Source organism: Rahnella sp. PAMC25559, assembly GCF_050632365.1.
GTDB lineage: Bacteria > Pseudomonadota > Gammaproteobacteria > Enterobacterales > Enterobacteriaceae > Rahnella > Rahnella rivi.
The window spans coordinates 541,531-564,864 of sequence record NZ_CP192543.1 but is presented as its reverse complement, the minus strand read 5'-3'; the positions used below and the strand labels follow the sequence as shown (position 1 = coordinate 564,864).

Sequence of the window (23,334 nt, the reverse complement as noted above, 5' to 3'; positions counted from 1 at the left end):
TGAACGCTATTTCCCTGATTTATAAGATTCAACAAAGTAATTTTATTGCGAAGGTAATCCCATGTCTTTTATTCCTGCGAAGAAGAGCGCTTATGTGCTAAGCCTCATGATGATGTTTTGTTATTCCTTTAAGGTTTTTGCCAATGAACCGGCCGCTGCTCAGGTTACCGGTTCGGAAAATAACGCCGCCACGATTGCGCCAGCTGTACCCGCTGCACCTCTGACGACGCCTCAAACCCCGGAGGCACCTGCACCGGCCTTACCTGATGCCACTCCGCCCGCTACGCCAGACGCACAACCTGCTGCCCCGGCCGTTGCCGTGACCACGCTGCCCCTCACTCACGCGACGGCGGAACCCGAGCCTGAGCCGGTAAAAGAACCGGCTGCTGAAGTTGCGCCGGAGCCTGAGAAAGTCGCTTTCAGCCTGAACAGCGAAGAGCAAAAGCGTGCCTATGCCAGCGGCGTTGCCATGGCTAAATACATTGAAGCGCAGATTGTCGAGCAAAAGGCGCTGCACATTACGCTGGACAAAGACATTCTTCTGGCCGGGATCACCGATACCTTTAACCAGCGCGAAAAGATGAGTCCGCAGGATGTGCAGGCCACGCTGACGGCGTTTGATGAGCAGGTGAAGATCCTGACGCAGGCGGCGACAGCGAAAGAGCAGGGCGCAGAGAAAGCCTTTATTGAAGAGTTTGCCAAACGCCCGGGTGTGAAAAAGACCGCGAAAGGCCTTTACTATCTGGTTGAAAATAAAGGTGAAGGTGCGGGAATCAAAGACACCAATCAGGTGGAGGTGACCTACAAAGGGGAATTACTCGATGGCACTATGGTGGATGGCCCGCAAATTGAAAATGCGAACCAGATTTTCCGCGTGGCCGACATGCCGCCTGTACTGCGTGATGCCGTGAAACTTGTCCGCAAAGGCGGAAAAGTGACGATTGTTATCCCGCCTGCTGCTGTCGGGAAAAACAGTGAGGACGTTAAGCCAAAATCAGTGGTGATTTACACGGTGTCTGTGGTGAACGTGAACAACCCGCACTGACCGCCGGTCAGCACTCCCCTTCGCCGGGGAGGCCGCTTTCCTGCCACAACCTCTCTGGCACATTAAGCCAGGGAGGCACTTTCCTGATGCACCGCAATATAGCGCTCAAATTTGGCCGGTTTCAGCTGGCTGAGATCCACCAGCACCAATCCGTCGATGCAGTTGTTGAATTCCGGGTCGCTGCCGAAATCGATAAACTGCACGCCGCCGCTTTCGCAAAGTTCGGAATACTGCTTATACAGCGCCGGAATGCTGCATCCGAGATTGGCCAGCAGACGTTTGAGGCGCTGCAAATCTTCCTGATAATCATCACCGCAAAACTGCGCTAACACGTCAGGCAGCGACGCCGGATAAGGGCGCAGGGATGTCGCCAGTGGCAGCGTCGGGGCGAAATACAGTCGATAAAATGCCACCAGCAAATCGCGGGCGGGCAGCGGCATGCCGCCGGAAATCGACACCGGGCCAAACAGATAACGCGTTTGCGGATATTTCGCCAGATACGCGCCGATGCCCAGCCAAAGATAGTCCAGCCCGCGCTTTCCCCAGTACGCAGGCTGAATAAAGCTGCGTCCGAGTTCGATGCCCTGCGCCAGAATCGGATCCATCTGGTGGCCGTACTGAAACAAACTCTGACTGTAAATTCCGTTCAATCCTTTGCTGGCGACCTGATCGGCAGTCGGGATAAACCGGTACGCGCCGACAATCTCCAGCGCCTGCGGATCCCAAAGCACCAGGTGATAATAGTCGTCATCGTAACTGTCGAGATCCCGACGGCGGCCGCTGCCTTCACCGACGGCGCGGAAGGCAATTTCGCGCAACCGGCCCAGTTCGCGCAAAATCGGCACCGTATCTTCCCCGTGACGGCGATAGAGATAAATCATCTTGCCGTCCGGCGTTTTGCCCAGCACTTCGCTGGCTTCCAGCGCGTGTTTCAGCACCGCCCGATCTTCGGCGCGGGCAATCGACGTTTCAGTGTGGAAAAGCCCCGGCTTGCCTGCACCAAGGCGGTAAAGATGTTTACGAAAACGCGCCGCCAGATCCCCTGCCTGCATCTGCCCGTCGTGCCAGCTGGCATACGGAATGCGCGCGCCGATTTTAAGCGTCAGGCTGTTGCCGCGCTGGCCAAACATTTCATGCACCAGCAGCAGGGTACTCAGCGGGCGGTAAATCATCGACGTGAGATAAAACAGCGCACTGTTGCTGCCGCTGATATGCACCGGCACCACCGGCGCACGGGCTTTGGCCGCGAGGCGGATAAAACCGGTGTGCCATTTGCCGTCGCGCACGCCTTTCGAGCTCATCCGCGACACTTCGCCTGCCGGGAAGACAATCAGCACGCCCTGATTTTGCAAATGCTCCTGCATTTGTGTGACCTGATTGCGGCGGGTACGGTTGCCCATATTGTCCACCGGAATCATCAGGCTGCCGAGCGAAGACACCAGCGATAACAGCTGATTTGCCACCACTTTGACATCCGGGCGCACCGACGCCACTGCGTGCAACAGCGCGAGGCCGTCGAGCGTGCCAATCGGATGGTTCGCCACCACCACCACCGGCCCGTAACTCGGGATCTGCTCCCGGTCACGCTCTGTCAGTTCACAGCGAATATTGAAATGCTCAAGCACCTGCTCGGCCATATCAATCCCTTTCAGGTGCTGATACTGGTCGGCAAAACGGTGAAATTCTTTTTCGCGGAAAAGGGTTTTTAACAGACGGCGTTGCCAGGAAGGGGTTTTGTGCTGCGGGTCGAGATCCTGAAACAGGGTATCCATGCTGAACATAGGATGTCCTCCGGTTGAAGTCTCCCGACCATAATCAGCGCACATGACAGCGATGTGACGTTTTGATGGCAGTAAGAGGAAGGCTGAATAAAACACCGGTTCAATTTGTTGCGAAAACAACCAAATACCCATAGAGTCAACACTCCTGCATGGCGACTAAAATGCCCAACCCATCTTTCGTGAGACGCTGATTTCCATGCCCGCTCCCGCTTCGCCCGATCTATCTCCGGCTGCTGCTTCAAAGACCACGCTGCGCATTCTTTCGATTCTGGTGTTCAACTTCGCTAATTATCTGACCATCGGTCTGCCGCTGGCGATCCTGCCAGGGTATGTACATGAGCATCTCGGTTACAGCGCGTTTTGGGCGGGCCTGGTGATCAGCCTGCAATATTTTGCGACGTTGCTCAGCCGCCCGCATGCCGGGCGTTATGCCGATAAAGTCGGACCCAAAAAAGTGGTGATGATCGGCCTGACCGGCTGCCTGCTGAGCGGGGTGTTTTACCTGCTGGCGCTGTGGCTGGATGCCTCACCGGCGGCCAGTCTGGCGCTGCTGTGCATCGGACGCTTGCTGCTTGGCGCGGGGCAAAGTTTCGCAGGCACCGGTTCAACGCTGTGGGGCATCGGCGTGGTGGGTTCGCTGCATATCGGCAAAGTCATTTCGTGGAGCGGGGTGGTGACGTATGGCGCGATGGCGATTGGCGCGCCGCTCGGCGTGTGGATTTTCAGCCTTGGCGGCCTGACCCTGCTTTCCGGCTGCATAATTCTGGTGGCGCTGACGGCGTTGCTGGCGGCGTGGCGTAAAGCGCCGGTGGCGGGGAAAGCCGCGACACAACTTCCGTTCCGGCAGGTGCTGGGCAAAGTGTTGCCGTACGGGCTGGCGCTCGGGCTGGCGTCCACCGGCTTTGGCGTGATCGCGACGTTTATCACGCTGTTTTACGATGCCAAAGGCTGGTCGGGCGCGGCATTCTCTTTGACGTTTTTCAGCGCGGCGTTCGTGGGAATGCGGCTGCTTTTCCCCAACTGCATCAACCGTTTTGGCGGCCTGCGCGTTTCTCTGGTGTGTTTCGCCGTGGAAATCATCGGGCTGATTTTGGTATTTTTCGCCCCAACGGCTGGGGTGGCGATGGGCGGCGCGTTTCTTACCGGCGCGGGCTTCTCGCTGGTCTTTCCGGCGCTGGGTGTGGTGGCGGTTAAAAAATTGCCGCAGGAAAATCAGGGCAGCGCGCTGGCAACCTATTCGGCATTTCTGGATTTATCACTGGGTGTCACCGGCCCCCTGGCGGGAATACTGATGGCGCAGGCGGGGATCGGGGCGATTTATCCTGGCTCGGCGCTGCTGGTTCTGGTGGCGATGGCGCTGGTGCTGCGGCTGTTGTTACGTCCTTCACCGCAGAAAACCCGCGCCGACCTCTGACACTTTTTCAACACATTACACGCCGTGCAGGCGGCCCATGTGCAGCGTATCCACCAGCTCACCGTCACGCATCGCATAGCAAGGGCTGCGGCCTTCGAGCATGAAACCAAACTTTTTGTACAAGGCGATGGCGGCATCATTGTCAGCATAGACCGTCAGTTCCACGCGTTTCACCTGCAGCCACTTATCACACAGCTCAAGAGCGGCCTCGAGCAGTTTGCTGCCCACTCCTCTTCCCTGAAAACTGACATCCACGCCAATGCCGAACGTGGCGACGTGGCGGCGTCGCCAGGGCTCTTCCACCATTAGCGTCAGATTCCCGACCAGTTTGCCGTCAATGCAGGCCACCAGCGCGAAACGGTGAGGAGAAGAATTCGCCAGGCGGCCTTCCCAGAGGGCGGCGGGTGGATAAGGAAGTTGCAGAGTGTCGCTGTACACCGGCACCTGCGCGGAAAGTTGCCCAAGCGCTTGCGCGTCCGTTGATTCAGCATGGCGTATAACGATTTCGCTCATAGCGACACTCCTTTTAGTGTGGTTACTGTTTGAATATCCTCTAGATTTATCAGGAATAATAAAAGTGTCAATGTGTCATGTGGTGAAAAAAAATGCTTTACAAGTGCGAATGATAATGATTATTATTGCCATGCGTTCCGGGGATGGCCTCACACCAAGGTCAAACGGGTCCCCATGAATGCACGACATTGCTCACATTGCTTCCAGTATTATTTAGCCAGCCGGGTGCTGGCTTTTTTTTTGCCTTATTTTGAGCGGCAGAGGCGATGGCTCCGTTCACTCACCCGGATCACTGACTCATGTACTGACTCAGGTAAACCCGCCGGGATTCGCTTGCCTGCCACTCACACTCTTTAGATAAAATCTTTTTCCCTCTCTGCCCAAACCCGCATTTATCTCCTGCAATTCCTTTGAATTTAGTCATCTGCGTTTGTTCATATTTTTTGAACAGAGGGGTGAAGTTTTTACGCTTTCTTATTCTCAGCCGTTGACTAGACTAGAGAAAACATTGAGGAGAGTTGAACATGATCTACTTACGCAAAGCACAAGAACGCGGTCACGCAAGTCACGGCTGGCTGGAAAGCTGGCACACTTTCTCTTTCGCCGATTACTACGATGCAAACTTCATGGGATTCTCCGCACTGCGGGTCATCAATGAAGACTTTATCGACGAAGGGCAAGGGTTTGGCAAACATCCGCATAAAGACATGGAAATCCTGACCTACGTGCTCGAAGGCACCGTGGAACATCAGGACAGCATGGGCAACAAAGAGCAGATTCAGGCGGGTGAATTCCAGATCATGAGTGCCGGTACCGGCGTGACTCACTCTGAGTACAACGGCAACAAAGACCGCAAATTGCATCTGTATCAGATCTGGATCATTCCGGATAAAAAAGGTCTGGAACCGCGTTATGAACAACGTATGTTCGACGCGCCACAAGGCCGCCAGCTGGTGCTTTCTCCGGATGCACGTGATGGTTCACTGAAAGTCTTCCAGGACATGGAATTGTCCCGCTGGGCGCTGAAAAAAGACGAACAGTCTGTCTATCAGATTCAGGCAGAACGTCGTGTGTGGATCCAGGTGGTGAAAGGCACCGTCTCCATCAACGGTCAGAAAGCAGGGCCAAGCGATGCGCTGGCGATCTGGGATGAAACGGCGCTGTCCGTTCATGCCGATGAAGACAGTGAAATTCTGCTGTTTGATCTGCCACCGGTCTGAACAGGCAGGTAACACCCCTGAAGGCGACTCCGGTCGCCTTTTTTACGTCTGTTATCTGAAGCTGACGTTAATGCCCAGTTGCCCCTGATATCCCATCCCCGGCAGGCTTAAATTTCGGTAATGGGTGATGTCACTGAAAAATGCCACGCGTTTTGACAGCGTCGCGGTCAGGCCCACGCCGTCCTGCACCCAACGTTCCGTCGTCGGTGGCTCGATTTCAACCGTATTGATGGTCACTGCCGATTTATCTCCGACGTTACCCACCAGATCAATGTGAAAATAGGGCGTCAGGGAAGAGGTGTTGCGTTCTGTCTGACGGAAAATCCGCAAGCCGCCGCGCACCTGGCCGCTGTTTTGATCGATGGGCTGAATGCGTTGGCTGAGCGTGTTGAACGAATCCAGATGCAGATGCTGAGCGACAAACTGCGCCTGCGGTTCAAGCCTCCAGTTGTCGGCCACACGGTAAGGCTTGCCGATCTCGACGGAGAGCGTCGAGCCATAACCTTTCTGCGCGGCGTTGCGTTTTTCCGATAAGTCCTCGCGATAAAAGGTGTTCTGGTTAACGACATTCAGGTAGCCGCCTTCTGATGTCACCGCGCTGTAATACCCGCCAATGCCCGCCGATGCCGTCGAAATATTGCCGGTACTGAGCGCCTGCCCGATAAGCCTCAGCGCGCTGTCTTTGGTATCGGTGGTCTGATTGCCCAGTGTGACGATCACCCCGGCGGCGGTGCTCCCCGTCCGGTTTTTCTTCCTGAAACAGATCTCTGCCGATTTGCGCAAACCAGATATTCGACGCGCGATAGCGGGTATCCGTGACATCCGCGTTATGGCTGCCGCCGAGTAAACCCCAGGTGCCGTTTTCGCGATTTTTCGACGCATTACTCTGCCGTTCAAGGTAAGTTCCCACCGTTTTAAAGCCATATTCCCGGTTGAGGTAAGGCGCCGTGACGTAGGCATTTTGCGCCGGTTGCGGGTCAGCGGCCTGTACACAGCTTTCATGCAGCGCAAAACTGACCGTTCTGCCCAGAATAAACAGCAGCGTAAAGGCGGTAAAAGTGAGGGTTTTGCCTGAAGTCGTCATGAGTTCGCCTGCCTGTCTGCCCTGATGTCATCGGATAAGGCGGCTCAATATAGTCTGTTTTTTGCGCAAGGCTAATCACACTGCATCAGAGATAAAAATGTCAGGCACCACGGGCATCACAGCCCGGTGTGAGGAATTTTAGCCGGGCAAAAAAAACAATGATTACCGGTGAGTTTCTTAACTCAACGCATTTTGCGCAACGCGGCGGCATAGTCCTTTCTCTAAAAAGATGCTGAGAATTTATTCAACTTCGTGACGCTTTTCACAGCCTGATACGACGCTGTCCCGATTTTATGAGCATGCTCTCATTCCACCCTTTCAGTCATGGAAACCGGTTTCCAAAGAGACTCAAATATCTTCGGCAAGAGAAAACGGGCAGAACATTAATTATCTGGGAGTGAAGCAAAATGAAAAGAATCATGCTTTGTTGTTCGGCGGGGATGTCGACCAGTTTGTTAGTTCGCAAAATGAAAGAGGCCGCTGCCGCGCGGGGCGAAGAGGTACAGATCGAGGCGTTTGGTGCCAGCGAGTTTGACGAAAAATTCCGTGACTATCAGGTGGTGCTGCTCGGGCCGCAGGTGCGCTACATGCAGGCCGATTTATCGGCAAAGGCAGCAGAATTTAATATTCCGGTCGAAACCATCAATATGATGGATTACGGCATGCAGCGCGGCGACAACGTGCTGGACTTCGCTTACGGCCTGATCGCCCAGGAAGGAAGCCGCGTATGAGTGGCCTTTATCAGGCGATGGTGAACGTGATCGAAAAGCACATCACGCCACTGGCCGGCAGCGTCGGCCAGCAGCGGCATGTGATTGCGATCCGCGACGGCTTTATCGCCGCGCTGCCGTTTATGATCATCGGCTCATTTATGCTGGTGTTTATCTTCCCGCCTTTTTCCCCCGACACCACCAACGGTTTTGCCCGCGGCTGGCTGGATCTGTCGCTGAAATACCGCGAACAGCTGATGCTGCCGTGGTATCTGAGCATGGGCGTGATGACCTTTTTCATCTCGGTCGGTATCGGTGCCAGCCTTGGCAAACACTATAAACTTGACCCGATCATGACCGGTTTGCTGGCGTTTATGGCTTTTCTGCTGGTCGCCGCGCCCTATCATGACAAACAAATTTCCACCCAATATTTCTCCGGCGAAGGCATATTCACTGCGATCCTGACGGCTATTTATGCCGCCGAAGTCTATGCGCTGCTCAAACGCCGCAACATCACCATCCGCCTGCCGAAAGAAGTGCCCACCGGCGTGGCGCGTTCTTTTGAAATTCTGATCCCGGTGATTGTGATTGTCGCCACGCTGCATCCGCTGAACCTGTTTATTCAGTCCACCACCGGGATGATTATTCCCGAAGCGATCATGCACCTGCTGGCGCCGCTGGTTTCTGCCTCCGATTCTCTGCCGGCGATTTTGATTTCGGTGTTTATCTGCCAGGTGCTGTGGTTTGCGGGTATTCATGGTGCGCTGATTGTTACCGGCATCATGAATCCGTTCTGGATGACCAATCTGGCGCTGAACCAGACGGCATTACAGGCCGGTGCGCCACTGCCGCATATCTATCTGCAAGGATTCTGGGATCACTATTTGCTGATTGGCGGCGTCGGCTCGACCCTGCCGCTGGCGATCCTGCTGCTGTGCAGCAAGGCGGTGCATCTGCGTACCATCGGTAAAATGGGGGTGGTGCCGAGCTTCTTTAACATCAATGAACCGATTCTCTTCGGTACGCCGATTATCATGAATCCGGTGTTTTTCCTGCCGTTCACACTGGTCCCGATGCTCAACGCCATCTTCGCCTATACCGCCACAAAACTCGGCTGGGTAGCGCAAGTGGTGTCGCTCACACCCTGGACGACACCGGCGCCAATTGGTGCGTCATGGGCCGCAAATTGGGCGTTCAGCCCGGTAATTATGTGTCTTTTCTGTATGGTGTTATCGGCAGTAATGTATTACCCGTTCCTGAAAGCTTACGAACGTACGTTGCTGAAACAGGAAGCGGAAAAGGCTACGACACAAACGGCGGGTAACGCCGTGCCAGCAAACAGCTAAAAGCTAACGGACAGCGAGGATGACGATGAAATATCAATTTCCAAAAGAATTCTGGTGGGGCAGTGCCAGCTCAGCGCCGCAAACGGAGGGGGAAACCCTCAGTCACGGTAAAAGCGCCACGGTCTGGGATCACTGGTATTCGCAGCAACCGACACGTTTTCACGGCGACGTCGGCCCGCAGGACACATCGACGTTTTATAAAAACTGGCGCGAGGATATCGCGCTGCTGAAACAGCTGAACCACAATACTTTCCGAACCTCTATTTCCTGGGCGCGCCTGATCCCCAACGGGCGTGGCGCCGTCAACCCGGAAGCGGTGGCGTTCTACAATCAGGTGATTGACGAAATGCTGGCGCAGGGCGTGCAGCCGTTCATCAACCTTTTCCACTTCGACATGCCCATGGCGATGCAGGAAATCGGCGGCTGGGAAAACCGCGACGTGGTGCAGGCGTATGAAACTTATGCCGATACCTGTTTTGAGTTATTCGGCGACCGCGTGAAACACTGGTTTACCTTCAATGAGCCGGTGGTGCCAGTCGAAGGCGGCTACCTGTATGATTTCCACTATCCGAACGTGGTGGATTTCAAACGTGCGGCCACCGTTGCCTATCACACCATGCTGGCGCACTCGCGGGCGGTGAAAGCGTACCGCGCCCGCAACCTTGGCGGCGAAATCGGCATCATTCTCAACCTGACGCCGTCTTATCCGCGCTCGCAAAACCCGGCTGACCTGAAAGCCGCGAACATTGCGGATTTGATGTTTAACCGCAGCTTCCTCGACCCGGCACTGCGCGGCGAATATCCGCAGGAACTGGTGGAGTTGCTGAAAAAACACGATCAGCTCCCGGCCTGTCAGCAGGGAGACAAAGAGCTGTTGCAGCAGGGCGTGGTGGATTTACTCGGCATCAACTATTACCAGCCGCGCCGCATTCAGTGCCGCGACAGTATGGTGAATCCGGAAAGTCCGTTTATGCCGGAATGGTTCTTTGACAACTACGTCATGCCGGGGCGTAAGATGAACCCGCACCGTGGCTGGGAAATTTACGAGCAGGGCATTTACGATATTCTGACCAATCTGCGCGAAAACTACGGCAACCCGCGCTGTTTCATTTCCGAAAACGGCATGGGCGTGGAGCACGAACTGCGCTTCGAAAAAGAGGGCCGGATTGACGACGATTACCGCATCGAGTTTGTCAGCGGGCATCTGAAATGGCTGCACCGGGCGTTGCAGGAAGGCAGCGGCTGTCTCGGCTACCATATGTGGACGTTTATCGATTGCTGGTCGTGGATGAATGCGTACAAAAACCGTTATGGCTTTGTGCAACTGGATCTCGACACGCAAAAACGGACAGTGAAAAAGAGTGGCGAATGGTTCGCGCAGGTCGCTAAACATCACGGTTTCGACTAACCCTTAACGCGGTGACGCAAGGAAAGACATGGCAAACATTAACGACGTTTCGCGGCTGGCAAACGTCTCGAAAGCGACGGTTTCCCGTGTCCTGAGTGGCAGCCGCGGAGTAAAAGAAGAAAGCCGCCTGGCCGTGATGCAGGCGGTGGAAACACTGCAATACAAACCCAGCATGATTGCGCAGTCGCTCTCCACGCAGTCTACCGGCTGCATCGGCGTGATTTGCGCGGCAGAAAATATCAATCAGAGCACCGGCTATCTGCACGCGCTGGAAAAAGAGCTGAGGCTCAATCAAAAGTATTTACTGTTGAGATTCGCCACCGATGCCGCCAGCCTTGCCCATTCCGTGGATGAAATCGGTCGCGGGCTTTGCGATGCCATGATTGTGATTGGCGCGCGCTTCGCCCTGCCTGCGCTGCCCGACAACGTCATTACCATTGATTGCCTGGACGCAGATTCCGGGCGCAGCATTCATTTTGACCGCAGCTTTGCTACCGAAACCGCCTGCCAGTATGTGTTGCAGCAGGGGCGCCGACAGATTGCACTGATTAACTTTGAAAACAGCGAGGCCGCGGGGCAGGTGCTTCAGGGCTACCATCTGGCGCTGGAAAAATTCTTACTGCCTTATGACCGGCGGCTGGTCCACAGCGGAGAACACGCGCTCACGCAGTTGCTGGCGCAGAATGTCCCGTTCAATGCGCTGCTGGTGCCAGACGATGCCACCGCACAGGACGCGTTACGCCAGCTTACCCAGCTGGGGCGCGCGGTGCCGCAGGCCGTGATGGTGTTCAGCCTCGACAGCACGCTGCCACCGGGCGCTTCGGCGGTGCCGGCTATCGCTTATCCGCTGGAAACGCTGGCGCAAAGAGCGATGGCGTTGCTTACCGGACAGTTTTCAGCGAACACCGGCGAGCCGGTTCGCGGGCAGCTTTGTCTGCCTGCCTGACCCGCCTCGCATGTCGCGCAGCAACGGATATCCGCCTGCGCGAATGTTTGCTACCATAACTCCCTGATCCCTTAACCCCTTTCAGCGGCACATCCCTTTGACGACTATGAAGAAAAAAAGACCCGTACTCCAGGATGTGGCCGATAAAGTGGGCGTGACCAAAATGACGGTCAGCCGTTACTTACGCAACCCCGAACAGGTTTCCGGCGCGTTGCAGGAAAAGATTTCGGCCGCTCTCGATGAACTGGGTTACATCCCCAACCGCGCTCCGGACATTCTGTCGAATGCCAAAAGCCGCGCCATCGGCGTGCTGCTGCCGTCACTGACCAATCAGGTGTTCGCCGAAGTGCTGCGCGGCATCGAAAGCGTCACGGATATTCACGGTTATCAGACCATGCTGGCGCACTACGGCTACAGTCAGGAGCGCGAAGAACAGCGTCTGACCTCGCTGCTTTCTTACAATATCGACGGGCTGATTTTATCGGAGCGTCATCACACCGCACGTACGCTGAAAATGATTGAAGTCGCCGGTATTCCGGTGGTGGAAATGATGGATTGCGTCTCACCGTGCGTCGATCTGGCGGTCGGATTCAACAACTTTGAAGCGGCGCGGCAAATGACCCAGCAAATCATCGCGCGCGGCCACCGCCATGTGGTGTATTTCGGCGCACGTCAGGACGAACGCACCCTTATCAAGCAGCAGGGTTACGAGCAGGCGATGCGTGAAACCGGGCTGGAGCCTTACAGCGTGATGACCAGCCGGTCATCGAGTTACAGCGCGGGGGCGGAATTATTGCGTCAGGCGCAAAAAGACTGGCCGCAAATCGACAGTATTTTCTGCACCAACGATGACCTTGCGGCAGGCGCATTCTTCGAATGCCAGCGTCAGGGGCTGAAAATCCCGTCACAAATGGCGATCGCCGGTTTCCATGGTCACAACATGGGACAGGCGATGGAACCGCCGCTGGCAAGTGTGCTGACACCGCGTGAGAGAATGGGGCAGATCTCCGCCGAACGTCTGCTGGCGAGGTTACGCGGTGAGAACGTCGTCCCGCGCATGGTGGATGTCGGCTTTACAATTTCAGCGGGCGGCAGTATCTGAGCCCTGCGCGCAGATAAAAAAATCCCCGGCGAAGTGGCCGGGGATTGAGCAGTGTTTATTTGCAGGCGCGTTTATGACGCCAGTGACAAATGTCTTTTCTGCTGTTTGTAGGTTTGCAGCCACCCGGCGACGCGCTGTTGCTGAGATTTATCCAGCCACATGCCGAGTTTGGTACGCCGCCAGATCGCATCATCCAGTTCGCTCACCCACTCTTTTTCCACCAGATAGCGCAACTCTGCTTCATAGAACCCGTGACCAAAATCTTCACCCAGCGATTCAATGCTGGTGGCGTCAGACAGGAACAACTCCGTCTGGCTGCCGTAAGTGCGGGCATAACGGCGAGCCAGGGTTTCCGGCAACCATTTGAAGCGGCTGCGCAGATTGGCGCTGTAAGTATCACGATCGCCGTTCAGCTTCCCGCCGGGCAGTACCGCCGTTTTGGTCCATGCCGGGCCTGCTTTCGGGTAGTATTTGCCGAGTTTTTCCAGCGCATGTTCTGCCAGTTTACGGTAGGTGGTCAGCTTGCCGCCGAACACGGAAAGCAGCGGCGCTTTGCCGTCCTGATCGTGAACGTCGAGGGTGTAATCACGGGTCACTGCCTGCGGTGAATCCGATTCGTCATCACACAGCGGACGCACGCCGGAGTAAGTCCAGACGATGTCTTCGGTGGTCAGCTGTTTCTTAAAGTGGTCGTTGTACACTTTCAGCAGATAACCCACTTCTTTATCATCGATTTTCACGTCTTTCGGATCGCCGTGGTATTCCACGTCGGTGGTGCCGATGATCGAGAACTCATCCAGCCACGGGATCACAAACACAATGCGGTGATCTTCGTTTTGCAGAATGTAGGCCTGCGGCTGATTGTGCGCACGCGGCACCACAATGTGGCTGCCTTTGATCAGACGAATGCCGTACGGCGATTTCAGTTTCAGACCGTCGTCGAAGAAATGTTTGACCCACGGACCGGTGGCGTTCACCAGGCCTTTGGCGCGCCAGGTGAAGGTTTTGCCGGTGTCGATATCTTCGGCTTCGACCATCCACAAACCGTCTTCACGCCATGCACGGGTCACGCGGGTGCGGGTACGGACTTCGCCGCCGCGCTCTTCCACTTCCTGAGCGTTGACGACCACTAAACGCGCGTCATCGACCCAGCAGTCTGAGTATTCAAAACCTTTGGTCAGTTCAGGTTTGAGCACCGATTCGCTGCCAAATTTCAGGCCTTTGCTGGCCGGCAGGCTGGTGCGCTTGCCCAGATGGTCATACAGGAACAGACCGGCGCGGATCATCCAGGCCGGGCGCAAATGCGGCTGATGCGGTAAACGGAAACGCATCGGGAAGGCAATATGCGGTGCCATTTTCAACAGCACTTCACGTTCAGCCAGCGCTTCGCTGACCAGACGGAATTCGTAATGTTCCAGATAGCGCAGGCCACCGTGGATCAATTTAGAACTGGCCGAAGAGGTCGCGCAGGCCAAGTCTTGCGCTTCAAGCAGCAGAACAGACAGCCCGCGGCCAGCTGCATCTACTGCGATGCCGGTACCATTAATACCGCCACCAATTACGATCAAGTCTTTGGTTTCCACGTCATCTTCCTCCAGATGTTCGCAATAGCTCTTTTATGTTCGTTTTCGCTCACGATTGTAATCGAGAATCGTCAAACAAGCCAAGCGTTAACCAAATAAAAACAATTATGCGTGATGAAGGTAACATTTTTGTGTCGGTTTCGAGCAAAACGGCAAGAAGAGAACGAAACCGAACGCGGCAAAGAGTGGAATGTTTCGCAATTGTTCGTTTTAAAAGGGCAGGGAGGAGAAGGGAAAAGCGGGAGCGCCCGCGCGGCGCTCCAGAAAAAGCAGGGAAATCAGCAGAGTTCGAGCTGAACGTCGTACTTGTCGATGATCTGTTTCACGCTGTCCGGCGGCAGTTTATCGGTAAACAGATAGTGGATTAAATCCATTTTGCCGAGATTTACCATGGCGTTACGGCCAAATTTGGAATGGTCGGTCACCAGCATCACGCAGCGGGAGTTTTCGATAATCGCGCGTTTGGTTCGCGCTTCGTGATAATCGAATTCAAGCAGCGAGCCGTCCATATCGATGCCGCTGATGCCGAGAATGCCGTAATCAAGACGGAACTGGGAGATGAAATCGAGCGTGGCTTCACCCATGATGCCGCCGTCGCGGGCGCGAACTTCCCCCCCGGCGAGGAACAGGCGGAAATCGTCTTTGGCGCTCAGCAGCGTTGCCACGTTCAGGTTGTTGGTGACGATGCGCAGATCTTTATGGTTGAGCAACGCGTGCGCCACGGCTTCCGGCGTGGTGCCGATATCGATAAACAGCGTTGAACCGTCGGGGATCTGGCTGGCAACGCGTTCGGCGATGCGCGCTTTCGCTTCCGACCACATCACTTTACGGTCGTTATAGGCCGCATTCACCGAACTCGACGGCAAGGCTGCGCCGCCGTGATGGCGATGAATTTTGTTCTGTTCGGCCAAATCGTTCAGATCACGACGGATAGTTTGCGGGCTGACGGCGAAGTGCTCCACCAGCTCTTCCGTGCTGACGTAACCCTGCTGACGGACGAGATCGATAATCGCATCATGGCGTTGTGTTTGTTTCACCCGAATCCCCTACTTGCTTTTTTTGCGCGGTGTGCGCGTATCAACAAATGCCATCACCAGGCCAAGACCCAGACCAAATGCGTGTGCGGCATTCGCCACAGCAGCACCGCCGGTTGCGTAACCAATGAACATGAAAATCAGCGAAATGACCAGCAATCCGCCGGGAACGTACAAACGACTTTCCGGTTTTAACTGGCCGGTCAGCCACGCATAGCCCATCAGCGCATAAACCACGCCGGACAGACCGCCAAACCAGATACCGCTCACCATCGACTGACCCCAGCCGCTGATCAGTGCGGAAATCAGCGTCACGGTAAACAGCTTGCCGCTGCCCAGATGCATTTCAATCTGGCTGGCAAGATACCACCACCAGGCCAGATTAATCAGTAAGGCGATAAACGAGAAATTCATCAGCGCGGGCGTGAACCAGCGCCACACCTGGAACATGCGGGAACTGTCAGGCCAGGCCAGCCAGCTCATCACCAGCTGATCGCCCACCATTTGTTGCAGGATAAACACCGCAAGACTCAGGACGATCATGCCGATGGTCAGCGGCCCGGCGCGGCTGCGCAGGCTTTTAAGGAAAGGCGCGTGCGACATTTTTAAATGTGGCTGCGTTTTGCCGGTTTTCCAGCTGGCCTCCTGATAACGCGGATGCAGCGGATCGCGCACAAACAGCGCGACCTGTTTTTCTGCTTCTTCCAGACGGGATTCATCTTCCAGCCAGATCTGCACTTCCTGACTTTCGTGTTTCGTCGTCAGCGTAAAACCCTGCGTTGCCATGTAATCGACAAACGCCTGAGCGAGGCGGGGGTTGTTCAGGTTAAGAATGCGCACCATAGCGTTAAGCGGTTTCCCTAATTGTTTGATTTGTTGCCGTCATTTTAGGGCAATACCTTATCTGCCAGCGTGAGGGAAGTCGATTATAACGTCAGACGGGTAAACGAGGGGAATTTAGGAATGCTGTGTGGCCAGCGGTGAACAATAAAATAACGCGGGTGTGAGATAGATCGAGATCTGATGAAACAGACAGAAATAACAACCCTGATTGATGGAAGCCAAAACGCTAATATTCTGACGATAAATGCCGATTTTCGCCATAATAATGACAGAAACCGGCATATTCATTACCCGTTTGCTTACAACCCTTCCAGCGCCTGCGCCAGATCGGCGATCAGGTCTTCGGTGTCTTCGATACCGATGCTGATACGCACCAGCCCGTCGGTGATCCCGCTCTGACGGCGGATCTCCGGCGCGACGGCGCTGTGGGTGGTGGACGCCGGATGGCAGGCCAGCGAGTCAGTATCGCCGAGCGACACCGCCTGCGTGATGATGCTCAGCTTATCGAGGAAAGTGCGTGCGGCGTTCAGCCCGCCTTTCAGCTCAATCGCCATGATCCCGCCAAACAGTTTCATTTGTTTCGATGCCGTGGCGTGCCCCGGATGCTGTTTCAGCCCCGGATAGAACACCGTGTCGACCGCGCTGTGGCCGTCGAGGAACTCCGCCACCGCCTGCGCGCTGAGGGAACTGGCTTCCACGCGCAGCGGCAGCGTTTTCAAACCCCGGATCAGCAAACTGGCTTCGAACGGGCTGAGGCAACCGCCGAACTGTTTCAGGCTCAGGGTGCGGATTGGGGTGATTAACGCCGCAGAACCGGCCACCACGCCGCCGGTCGCATCGCCGTGACCGCTGATGTATTTGGTGGCGGAGTGCAGAACGATATCAATGCCCAATTCCAGCGGACGCGTCAGGTACGGCGTGGCAAAGGTGTTATCCGCCACACTCACCGCGCCTGCGGCTTTGGACAGGCGGGCGATTTCGGCCAGATCGGCGATATCCAGCCCCGGATTGGCAGGGGTTTCCACCAGCACCACTTTGGTGTTTGCCGTGAATGCCGCTTCCAGCCCGCTCACATCGGTGACGTGAACCGGTTTGATGCCATAGCGCGGCAGCAGGTTACGCACCACGCCTTCGGTGCCGCCATACAGCGTGCCGATATGAATGATTTCATCGCCGGGAACCAGCAGGGCAAACAGCGTGGCGCTGATGGCCGCCATGCCACTTGCGCAGGCCACAGCGGTTTCCGCGCCTTCGAGCGCCGCCAGTTTTTGTTCGAAAACGCTGACCGTCGGATTGGCGAAACGGCTGTACATATAGCCCGGCTCTTCACCGCTGAAACGGCGAGCACCGCTGTCGAAATCAGGATACGAAAATGCAGAAGAGGCCGTGATAGGCGTCGCGACGGCGCCGGTCTGGGCATCAGGCTGCTGGCCGCCATGAACGGCGAGGGTGCGCATCCCTAGAGAACGTGAAGTGTTCAGATTTTTCATCTTGAAATCCTGTCGATAGTAGGCGGAAATTATATCAAGACTAAAGAAAGGTAGCTTTTTCAACTTAAGAACATTTTCGGCGCAAACTGATCAAGCTGGTTATAAACAGCCTAGTCTGCGCCGGAAAAGAACAAGGGGGTAACGGGGAGAAAATCAGGCTTCGATATCGTGCGGAAAGGTTTTCGACCAGGCTTCAAAGCCGCCGTCAACGCTGTAGACCGATTCGAAACCCTGACCAATCAGGAACTGTGCTGCTCCGCGACTGCTGATGCCGTGATAGCACATCACCAGCACCGGTTTTTTGGCATCGGCCTGTTCCATGAATGCACGCATACTGTCGTTGCTCAGATGGAACGCGCCGGGGGCGTGACCCGCGCCGAACGTCTGAGGGTCACGGATATCGACCATCACGGCTTCGCCGGAGGTCAGGCGGGAATGCGCAAGTTCTACGCTGATTGCTTCAAATTGTTCCATTCTGGTCGTGCCTCATAAAAGGTGATGTCGTCATTCTACCCAATAATTGCACGACGAAGACCAGACAAAGAGAAGGGGTAAGCGTTAAACCAGGATCACTTTCACGCCTTTCTGGCGTAACTGCCCGATGATGTCGCCGTTCGCTTCTTTGCCGGTGATGAGCACATCGATTTGCTCGGTGCGGCTGAACAGCATACCCGCGCGCTGGCCGATTTTGCTGCTGTCGACCAGCACCGCTAAATTCCCGACGTAATTCAGCATCTTCTGCTCGGCCATCGCGGTCAGCATATCGGTTTTGTACAGGCCGTCAGTGGTCAGCCCCGCGCCGCTGGTGAACATCCAGTGTCCGGCATACAGGCTGGCATCGCCGTCTTGTGGGGCCAGCGTAATCGACTGACTTTTATTGTACTGCCCGCCCATGATCACCACGCTCTCATGCTCCTGCTCAATCAGATAATTGGCCAGCGGCAGATAGTTGGTGATGACCTGAATGTCTTTTCCGCACATTTCACGGCCCAGCAGAAACGCCGTCGAGCCACAGTTAATCACCACGCTTTCACCCGGCTGGCACAGTTCGGCTGCTGCTTTGGCGATGCGCATTTTTTCGTTGAGGTTGTGGGTCTGATGGATGTTCAGCGGTGTCCAGTTCTGGCGTGGCTGATTAACGGCTTCCGCGCCGTTGCGCACTTTACGCAATTTCCCCAGTTCGTTGAGCTTGGTGATGTCACGACGCGCTGTCGCCGGTGAAATATCAAATTGATCAATCACATCTGCGACGGAAATCTGCCCCTGACGTTGCAGGAGATCGAGAATAGCGTTGTGTCGTTGTGGCTCAGTCATGGTGGCTCCGCAGGTAAATAGGTGATTACCGCGTGATTATAAACGAGCATTTAATGCATTCAATCATCATTTGCTGATAAAACCAGCGGGGAATACTTTCCCCGCTGTGAATGCATGACTCTTTTAAGTAAATAATTTTAAAGGAAAGATTTAAAGGGCAAATCGGTTTCTGTGGTGAAACAGTCGTCGAATCCACGCGGGTAGTGATATTCGAAATTGTCTTTGTCATTCGGGTAAGTAAATTTGCCACCCACCTGCCAGATAAACGGCTTGAAGCCGTATTTCAGGCGATCTTTTTTCATCTCCCACAGCACGCGGATTTCCTGCGGATCGGCCTGGAAATTCGACCAGATATCGTGATGGAACGGAATGACCACTTTGGTGTTCAGGGATTCCGCCATGCGCAGCATATCCACGCTGGTCATTTTGTCGGTCACGCCGCGCGGGTTTTCGCCGTAAGAGCCGAGCGCCACGTCAATCTGATACTCGTTGCCGTGTTTGGCGTAGTAGTTGGAATAGTGTGAATCGCCGCTGTGATACAGGTTTCCGCCCGGCGTTTTGAACAAATAATTCACCGCACGCTGATCCATCATGTCCGGCAGCACGCCTGCGGCTTTCTGATCGGCGGGCAGGGTGATCAGCACCGTGCGGTCGAAGGAATCCAGCGCGTGAATTTCCACATCTTTGATCCTGACCACTTTGCCCGGCGTCATCACGATGCAGCGTTCAACCGGTACGCCCCAGCTCATCCACAAATCCACGCAGGTTTGCGGGCCGATAAAGGGGACGTCGGCAGCGCAGTTTTGCATCACGGCGGCGGCGACGTTCACATCGATATGATCGTTATGATCGTGGGTGGAAAGTACGGCGTCGATCTCGCGGATCGCAAAGGGATCGAGCACAAACGGCGTGGTGCGCAGATTCGGCTGGAGCTTCTTCACACCGGCCATGCGTTGCATCTGGTGGCCGGTTTTCATCAGCGGGCTGCTGTGATTTTGCTTGCCGACGCCGCACCATAAATCGACACAGATATTCGCGCCGCCCTCAGATTTCAGCCAGATCCCCGTACAGCCCAGCCACCACATGGCAAAGGTGCCCGGCGCGACCTTTTCCTGCTCAATTTCTTCGTTTAACCAGGTGCCCCATTCCGGGAACGTACTGAGGATCCAGGACTCGCGGCTGATCGTTTCTACTTTGCTCATGGTATTCCCTCATCTGAGTTGGGTGTGAAATAAGATGTCATAATAAATCATTTAATGATTAATCATGATTTATTGGTGAGGAAGTTATCACCGAAAAAGTGTCATGACAATGATTTTAAGGCGGGTTTTTTGAGCGTGAATAAAAACGTTTGAGAAGGGGTATTCAGCAGGATTCGCATTATTTAATAAGATATTACGTCATTATGATATTGAAATTATTCATGAATATGAGGTTTTTAAGCCAGGTGGCTATTTACCCTGATGACGATATCTTGCGAGACTGCTCACAAATAATCATTGTGAATCTTTATCTGATTTGATGTGAGCATTAGAGTGCGTCTGTCCCTCACTTCGCCGCGCGTTGTGCAGCGCCGGGAAGATCAAACAAGGTCAGACGGAGAGTCTTATGGAATTCCTCTACACCATCTTCACCGTATTTTTTAATCAGGTAATGACCAACGCGCCGTTGCTGCTGGGTATTGTGACCATGTTGGGTTACATCCTGCTCAGGAAGAGCGCGACGGTGATCATCAAAGGCACCATTAAAACCATTATCGGCTTTATGTTGTTGCAGGCGGGGTCCGGTATTCTGACCGGCACCTTTAAACCGGTGGTGGCAAAACTTTCAGAGGTTTACCACATCAACGGTGCGATCTCTGACACCTACGCCTCGATGATGGCGACGGTCGAGCGCATGGGCGAGGCTTACAGCTGGGTCGGTTATGCGGTGCTGATCGCCCTCGGGCTGAATATTCTGATGGTGGTTTTCCGCCGTATTACCGGCATTCGCACCATCATGCTCACCGGCCACATCATGTTCCAGCAGGCGGGGCTGATTGCGGTGTTCTTCTTCATCATGGGCTATCCGATGTGGACCACCATCTGGTCGACGGCGATCCTGGTGTCGCTGTACTGGGGCATTACGTCGAACATGATGTACAAACCGACGCAGTCCGTGACGGAAAACAGCGGTTTCTCCATCGGGCATCAGCAGCAGTTCGCCTCGTGGATCGCCTGTAAAATCGCGCCCTATCTCGGTAAAAAAGAAGAGAGCGTGGAAGACCTGAAACTGCCGGGCTGGCTGAATATCTTCCACGACAATATCGTCTCAACCGCCATCGTGATGACCGTGTTCTTCGGCATTATTCTGTGCTCCTTCGGCCTTGATACCCTGCAGCAGATGGCCGGTAAAACCCACTGGACGATTTACATCCTGCAAACCGGTCTGATGTTTGCGGTGGCGATCTTCATCATTATTCAGGGCGTACGCATGTTCGTCGCTGAACTGACCGAAGCCTTTAACGGCATCTCCCAACGCTTAATTCCCGGTGCCGTTCTGGCGATCGACTGCGCGGCAATCTACAGCTTTGCGCCGAACGCCGTGGTCTGGGGCTTTATGTGGGGCACCATCGGCCAGCTGATTGCCGTCGCCATTCTGTTTGGCCTCGGCTCATCCATCATGATCATCCCCGGTTTCATCCCGATGTTCTTCTCCAACGCCACCATCGGCGTGTTTGCCAACCACTTCGGCGGCTGGCGCGCAGCGCTGAAAATCTGTCTGGTGATGGGGATGATCGAAATCTTCGGCTGCGTCTGGGCCATCAAACTCACCGGCCTGAGTGCCTGGATGGGCATGGCTGACTGGTCGATTCTGGCACCGCCAATGATGCAGGGCTTCTTCAGCATCGGCATGGCCTTTATGGGCATCATCGCGGTGATCGCACTGCTGTACATGTTCTTCGCCGGTCGCACATTGCGCGCAGAAGAAGATGCGGAAAAACAAACGCTTAATCAATCCACTTCACATTAATCAACGAGGTTCCCATGACAGTACGAATTCTGGCGGTATGCGGTTGCGGGCAAGGCAGTTCGATGATCATGAAGATGAAAATCGGCCAGTTCCTGACACAGGAAGGCGTGGATCACACCATGAACAGTTGCGCGGTGGGGGAATACAAATCAGAGCTGGGCGGCGCCGACATTATTGTCGCGTCTACGCACGTGGCGGATGAAATCACCGTCAGCGGCAACAAATACGTGGTCGGCGTGCGCAACATGCTGTCGGCGGCAGATTTCGGCCCGAAAGTGATGGAAGTGATCAACGCGCACTTTCCGTCGTCGCTGAAAAAGTAAGGAGCGCTGTATGAAACTGCGAGATTCGCTGGCTGAAAACAACTCGATTCGCCTCAACGCAGAAGCAGAAACCTGGCAGGAAGCGGTGAAAATCGGCGTCGATATGCTGGTGGACGCCGGTGTGGTCGAGCCGCGTTATTACCAGGCAATCTTGGATGGCGTGAAACAGTTCGGGCCGTATTTCGTGATAGCGCCGGGGCTGGCGATGCCGCATGGCCGCCCGGAAGAAGGCGTCCTGAAAACCGGGTTTGCGCTGGTGACCCTGAAAACGCCGCGGGTGTTCAACCACGAGGATAACGATCCGGTGGATATCCTCATCACGCTGGCGGCGGTGGATGCCAACGCCCATCAGGAAATCGGCATCATGCAGGTGGTGAACCTGTTTGATGACGAGGCCAATTTTGACCGCCTGCGCGCCTGTACCACCGCGCAGCAGGTGCTGGATTTGATCGACCAGACTTCCGCCGCGGCGGTTCACTAATTCGTTAGCAGAGAAGGAATTCAATATGTCTCATTCATTACCGATGTTGCAGGTGGCGCTGGATAACCAGTCGATGGACGACGCCTACAAAACCACGCGCCTGATCGCCAGCGAAGTCGACATCATCGAAGTCGGCACCATTTTATGCGTCGCCGAAGGCGTGCGGGCGGTGCGTGATTTGAAAGCGCTGTATCCGGAAAAAATCGTGCTGGCCGATGCCAAAATCGCCGATGCCGGAAAAATCCTCTCGCGCATGTGCTTTGAAGCCAACGCCGACTGGGTGACGGTGATTTGCTGCGCCGACATCAACACCACCAAAGGCGCGCTGGAAGTGGCGAAGGAATTTAACGGCGACGTGCAGATTGAACTGACCGGTTACTGGACGTGGGAACAGGCGCAGGAATGGCATGACGCCGGTATCCAGCAGGTGGTTTATCACCGCAGCCGCGATGCCCAGGCCGCCGGTGTGGCGTGGAGTGATGCCGATATCACCGCCATCCAACGCCTGTCGGATATGGGCTTTAAAGTGACCATTACCGGCGGGCTGGCGCTGGAAGATTTGCCGCTGTTTAAAGACATTCCGGTCCACGTTTTCATCGCCGGCCGCAGTATCCGTGATGCCAAAGATCCGGTTGACGCGGCGCGTCAGTTCAAAAAATCCATCAGCCAGCTCTGGGGCTAAGGA

General features: G+C 55.1%; 22 protein-coding genes. 12 read left to right on the top strand and 10 right to left on the bottom strand.

The window, feature by feature from the left end; genetic code table 11:
• The first annotated feature begins 61 nt into the window (after nucleotides 1-61).
• The gene (locus tag ACQZQY_RS03985; RefSeq protein ID WP_431296644.1) at nucleotides 62-1,045 is read left to right on the top strand and encodes an FKBP-type peptidyl-prolyl cis-trans isomerase N-terminal domain-containing protein; all 984 of its coding nucleotides are present in this window, start codon (nucleotides 62-64) and stop codon (nucleotides 1,043-1,045) included.
• A 62-nt stretch (nucleotides 1,046-1,107) separates the two neighbouring features.
• Here ACQZQY_RS03985 and ACQZQY_RS03980 read toward each other — a convergent pair whose 3' ends face one another.
• Nucleotides 1,108-2,826: a lysophospholipid acyltransferase family protein gene (locus ACQZQY_RS03980; protein WP_431296643.1), complete on the bottom strand. Its 1,719-nt coding sequence runs from the start codon at nucleotides 2,824-2,826 to the stop codon at nucleotides 1,108-1,110.
• A gap of 196 nt (nucleotides 2,827-3,022) precedes the next feature.
• On the opposite strand from ACQZQY_RS03980, the gene ACQZQY_RS03975 reads away from it, so the two are divergent.
• Nucleotides 3,023-4,240 (top strand): MFS transporter, encoded by a 1,218-nt coding sequence (locus tag ACQZQY_RS03975; protein ID WP_056775529.1) that lies wholly within the window; start codon nucleotides 3,023-3,025, stop codon nucleotides 4,238-4,240.
• A 15-nt stretch (nucleotides 4,241-4,255) separates the two neighbouring features.
• Here the strand turns inward: ACQZQY_RS03975 and ACQZQY_RS03970 are convergent, their stop codons facing one another.
• Nucleotides 4,256-4,753 (bottom strand): GNAT family N-acetyltransferase, encoded by a 498-nt coding sequence (locus ACQZQY_RS03970; RefSeq protein WP_431296642.1) that lies wholly within the window; start codon nucleotides 4,751-4,753, stop codon nucleotides 4,256-4,258.
• Between the two features lie 524 nt (nucleotides 4,754-5,277).
• Here ACQZQY_RS03970 and ACQZQY_RS03965 point away from each other — a divergent pair.
• Nucleotides 5,278-5,973: a pirin family protein gene (locus ACQZQY_RS03965; RefSeq protein ID WP_056775524.1), complete on the top strand. Its 696-nt coding sequence runs from the start codon at nucleotides 5,278-5,280 to the stop codon at nucleotides 5,971-5,973.
• A gap of 51 nt (nucleotides 5,974-6,024) precedes the next feature.
• Here the strand turns inward: ACQZQY_RS03965 and ACQZQY_RS03960 are convergent, their stop codons facing one another.
• Nucleotides 6,025-6,693: an autotransporter outer membrane beta-barrel domain-containing protein gene (locus tag ACQZQY_RS03960; RefSeq protein ID WP_431296641.1), complete on the bottom strand. Its 669-nt coding sequence runs from the start codon at nucleotides 6,691-6,693 to the stop codon at nucleotides 6,025-6,027.
• Nucleotides 6,694-7,464: 771 nt separating this feature from the next.
• On the opposite strand from ACQZQY_RS03960, the gene ACQZQY_RS03955 reads away from it, so the two are divergent.
• The 5 genes from ACQZQY_RS03955 (at nucleotide 7,465) to gntR (ending at nucleotide 12,569) form a co-directional block, all read left to right on the top strand.
• A complete protein-coding gene (locus ACQZQY_RS03955; protein ID WP_056775519.1) occupies nucleotides 7,465-7,788 on the top strand; it encodes a PTS sugar transporter subunit IIB in 324 nt (107 codons plus the stop codon).
• Nucleotides 7,785-9,113 (top strand): PTS sugar transporter subunit IIC, encoded by a 1,329-nt coding sequence (locus ACQZQY_RS03950; protein WP_122097266.1) that lies wholly within the window; start codon nucleotides 7,785-7,787, stop codon nucleotides 9,111-9,113. Before ACQZQY_RS03955 ends, ACQZQY_RS03950 begins: the two co-directional genes overlap by 4 nt.
• 25 nt (nucleotides 9,114-9,138) lie before the next feature.
• Nucleotides 9,139-10,521: a glycoside hydrolase family 1 protein gene (locus ACQZQY_RS03945; RefSeq protein ID WP_122097267.1), complete on the top strand. Its 1,383-nt coding sequence runs from the start codon at nucleotides 9,139-9,141 to the stop codon at nucleotides 10,519-10,521.
• Nucleotides 10,522-10,549: 28 nt separating this feature from the next.
• The gene (locus tag ACQZQY_RS03940) at nucleotides 10,550-11,467 is read left to right on the top strand and encodes a LacI family DNA-binding transcriptional regulator (protein WP_056775512.1); all 918 of its coding nucleotides are present in this window, start codon (nucleotides 10,550-10,552) and stop codon (nucleotides 11,465-11,467) included.
• A gap of 106 nt (nucleotides 11,468-11,573) precedes the next feature.
• The gene (gntR, locus tag ACQZQY_RS03935) at nucleotides 11,574-12,569 is read left to right on the top strand and encodes a gluconate operon transcriptional repressor GntR (RefSeq protein WP_431297150.1); all 996 of its coding nucleotides are present in this window, start codon (nucleotides 11,574-11,576) and stop codon (nucleotides 12,567-12,569) included.
• A gap of 71 nt (nucleotides 12,570-12,640) precedes the next feature.
• Here gntR and glpD read toward each other — a convergent pair whose 3' ends face one another.
• From glpD to ulaG, 7 genes are all read right to left on the bottom strand, one after another.
• Nucleotides 12,641-14,152, bottom strand: coding sequence for a glycerol-3-phosphate dehydrogenase (gene glpD, locus ACQZQY_RS03930; RefSeq protein WP_056775507.1), 1,512 nt, complete (start codon nucleotides 14,150-14,152; stop codon nucleotides 12,641-12,643).
• Between the two features lie 278 nt (nucleotides 14,153-14,430).
• Nucleotides 14,431-15,189, bottom strand: coding sequence for a DeoR/GlpR family transcriptional regulator (locus ACQZQY_RS03925; protein WP_056775505.1), 759 nt, complete (start codon nucleotides 15,187-15,189; stop codon nucleotides 14,431-14,433).
• 9 nt (nucleotides 15,190-15,198) lie between these two features.
• Nucleotides 15,199-16,029 carry a rhomboid family intramembrane serine protease GlpG gene (glpG, locus tag ACQZQY_RS03920; protein WP_056775501.1) on the bottom strand — a complete coding sequence of 277 codons (831 nt, stop codon included), beginning with the start codon at nucleotides 16,027-16,029 and terminating at the stop codon, nucleotides 15,199-15,201.
• A 299-nt stretch (nucleotides 16,030-16,328) separates the two neighbouring features.
• Nucleotides 16,329-17,519, bottom strand: a complete 1,191-nt coding sequence (locus tag ACQZQY_RS03915; RefSeq protein ID WP_122097269.1) for a trans-sulfuration enzyme family protein — start codon at nucleotides 17,517-17,519, stop codon at nucleotides 16,329-16,331.
• Nucleotides 17,520-17,672: 153 nt separating this feature from the next.
• The gene (glpE, locus tag ACQZQY_RS03910; protein ID WP_122097270.1) at nucleotides 17,673-17,993 is read right to left on the bottom strand and encodes a thiosulfate sulfurtransferase GlpE; all 321 of its coding nucleotides are present in this window, start codon (nucleotides 17,991-17,993) and stop codon (nucleotides 17,673-17,675) included.
• 84 nt (nucleotides 17,994-18,077) lie between these two features.
• Nucleotides 18,078-18,833 carry an HTH-type transcriptional regulator UlaR gene (gene ulaR, locus ACQZQY_RS03905; RefSeq protein WP_056775492.1) on the bottom strand — a complete coding sequence of 252 codons (756 nt, stop codon included), beginning with the start codon at nucleotides 18,831-18,833 and terminating at the stop codon, nucleotides 18,078-18,080.
• A gap of 137 nt (nucleotides 18,834-18,970) precedes the next feature.
• The gene (gene ulaG / locus ACQZQY_RS03900; protein WP_431296640.1) at nucleotides 18,971-20,035 is read right to left on the bottom strand and encodes an L-ascorbate 6-phosphate lactonase; all 1,065 of its coding nucleotides are present in this window, start codon (nucleotides 20,033-20,035) and stop codon (nucleotides 18,971-18,973) included.
• A 406-nt stretch (nucleotides 20,036-20,441) separates the two neighbouring features.
• On the opposite strand from ulaG, the gene ulaA reads away from it, so the two are divergent.
• The 4 genes from ulaA to ACQZQY_RS03880 are packed head-to-tail and all read left to right on the top strand — an operon-like array spanning nucleotide 20,442 to nucleotide 23,331.
• Nucleotides 20,442-21,845, top strand: coding sequence for a PTS ascorbate transporter subunit IIC (gene ulaA, locus ACQZQY_RS03895; RefSeq protein WP_122097272.1), 1,404 nt, complete (start codon nucleotides 20,442-20,444; stop codon nucleotides 21,843-21,845).
• 14 nt (nucleotides 21,846-21,859) lie between these two features.
• Nucleotides 21,860-22,168 (top strand): PTS ascorbate transporter subunit IIB, encoded by a 309-nt coding sequence (ulaB, locus tag ACQZQY_RS03890; RefSeq protein WP_122097273.1) that lies wholly within the window; start codon nucleotides 21,860-21,862, stop codon nucleotides 22,166-22,168.
• A gap of 10 nt (nucleotides 22,169-22,178) precedes the next feature.
• Nucleotides 22,179-22,649 (top strand): PTS ascorbate transporter subunit IIA, encoded by a 471-nt coding sequence (gene ulaC, locus ACQZQY_RS03885; protein WP_136375387.1) that lies wholly within the window; start codon nucleotides 22,179-22,181, stop codon nucleotides 22,647-22,649.
• A gap of 25 nt (nucleotides 22,650-22,674) precedes the next feature.
• A complete protein-coding gene (locus ACQZQY_RS03880) occupies nucleotides 22,675-23,331 on the top strand; it encodes a 3-keto-L-gulonate-6-phosphate decarboxylase UlaD (RefSeq protein WP_056775476.1) in 657 nt (218 codons plus the stop codon).
• The last annotated feature ends 3 nt before the right edge of the window (nucleotides 23,332-23,334 follow it).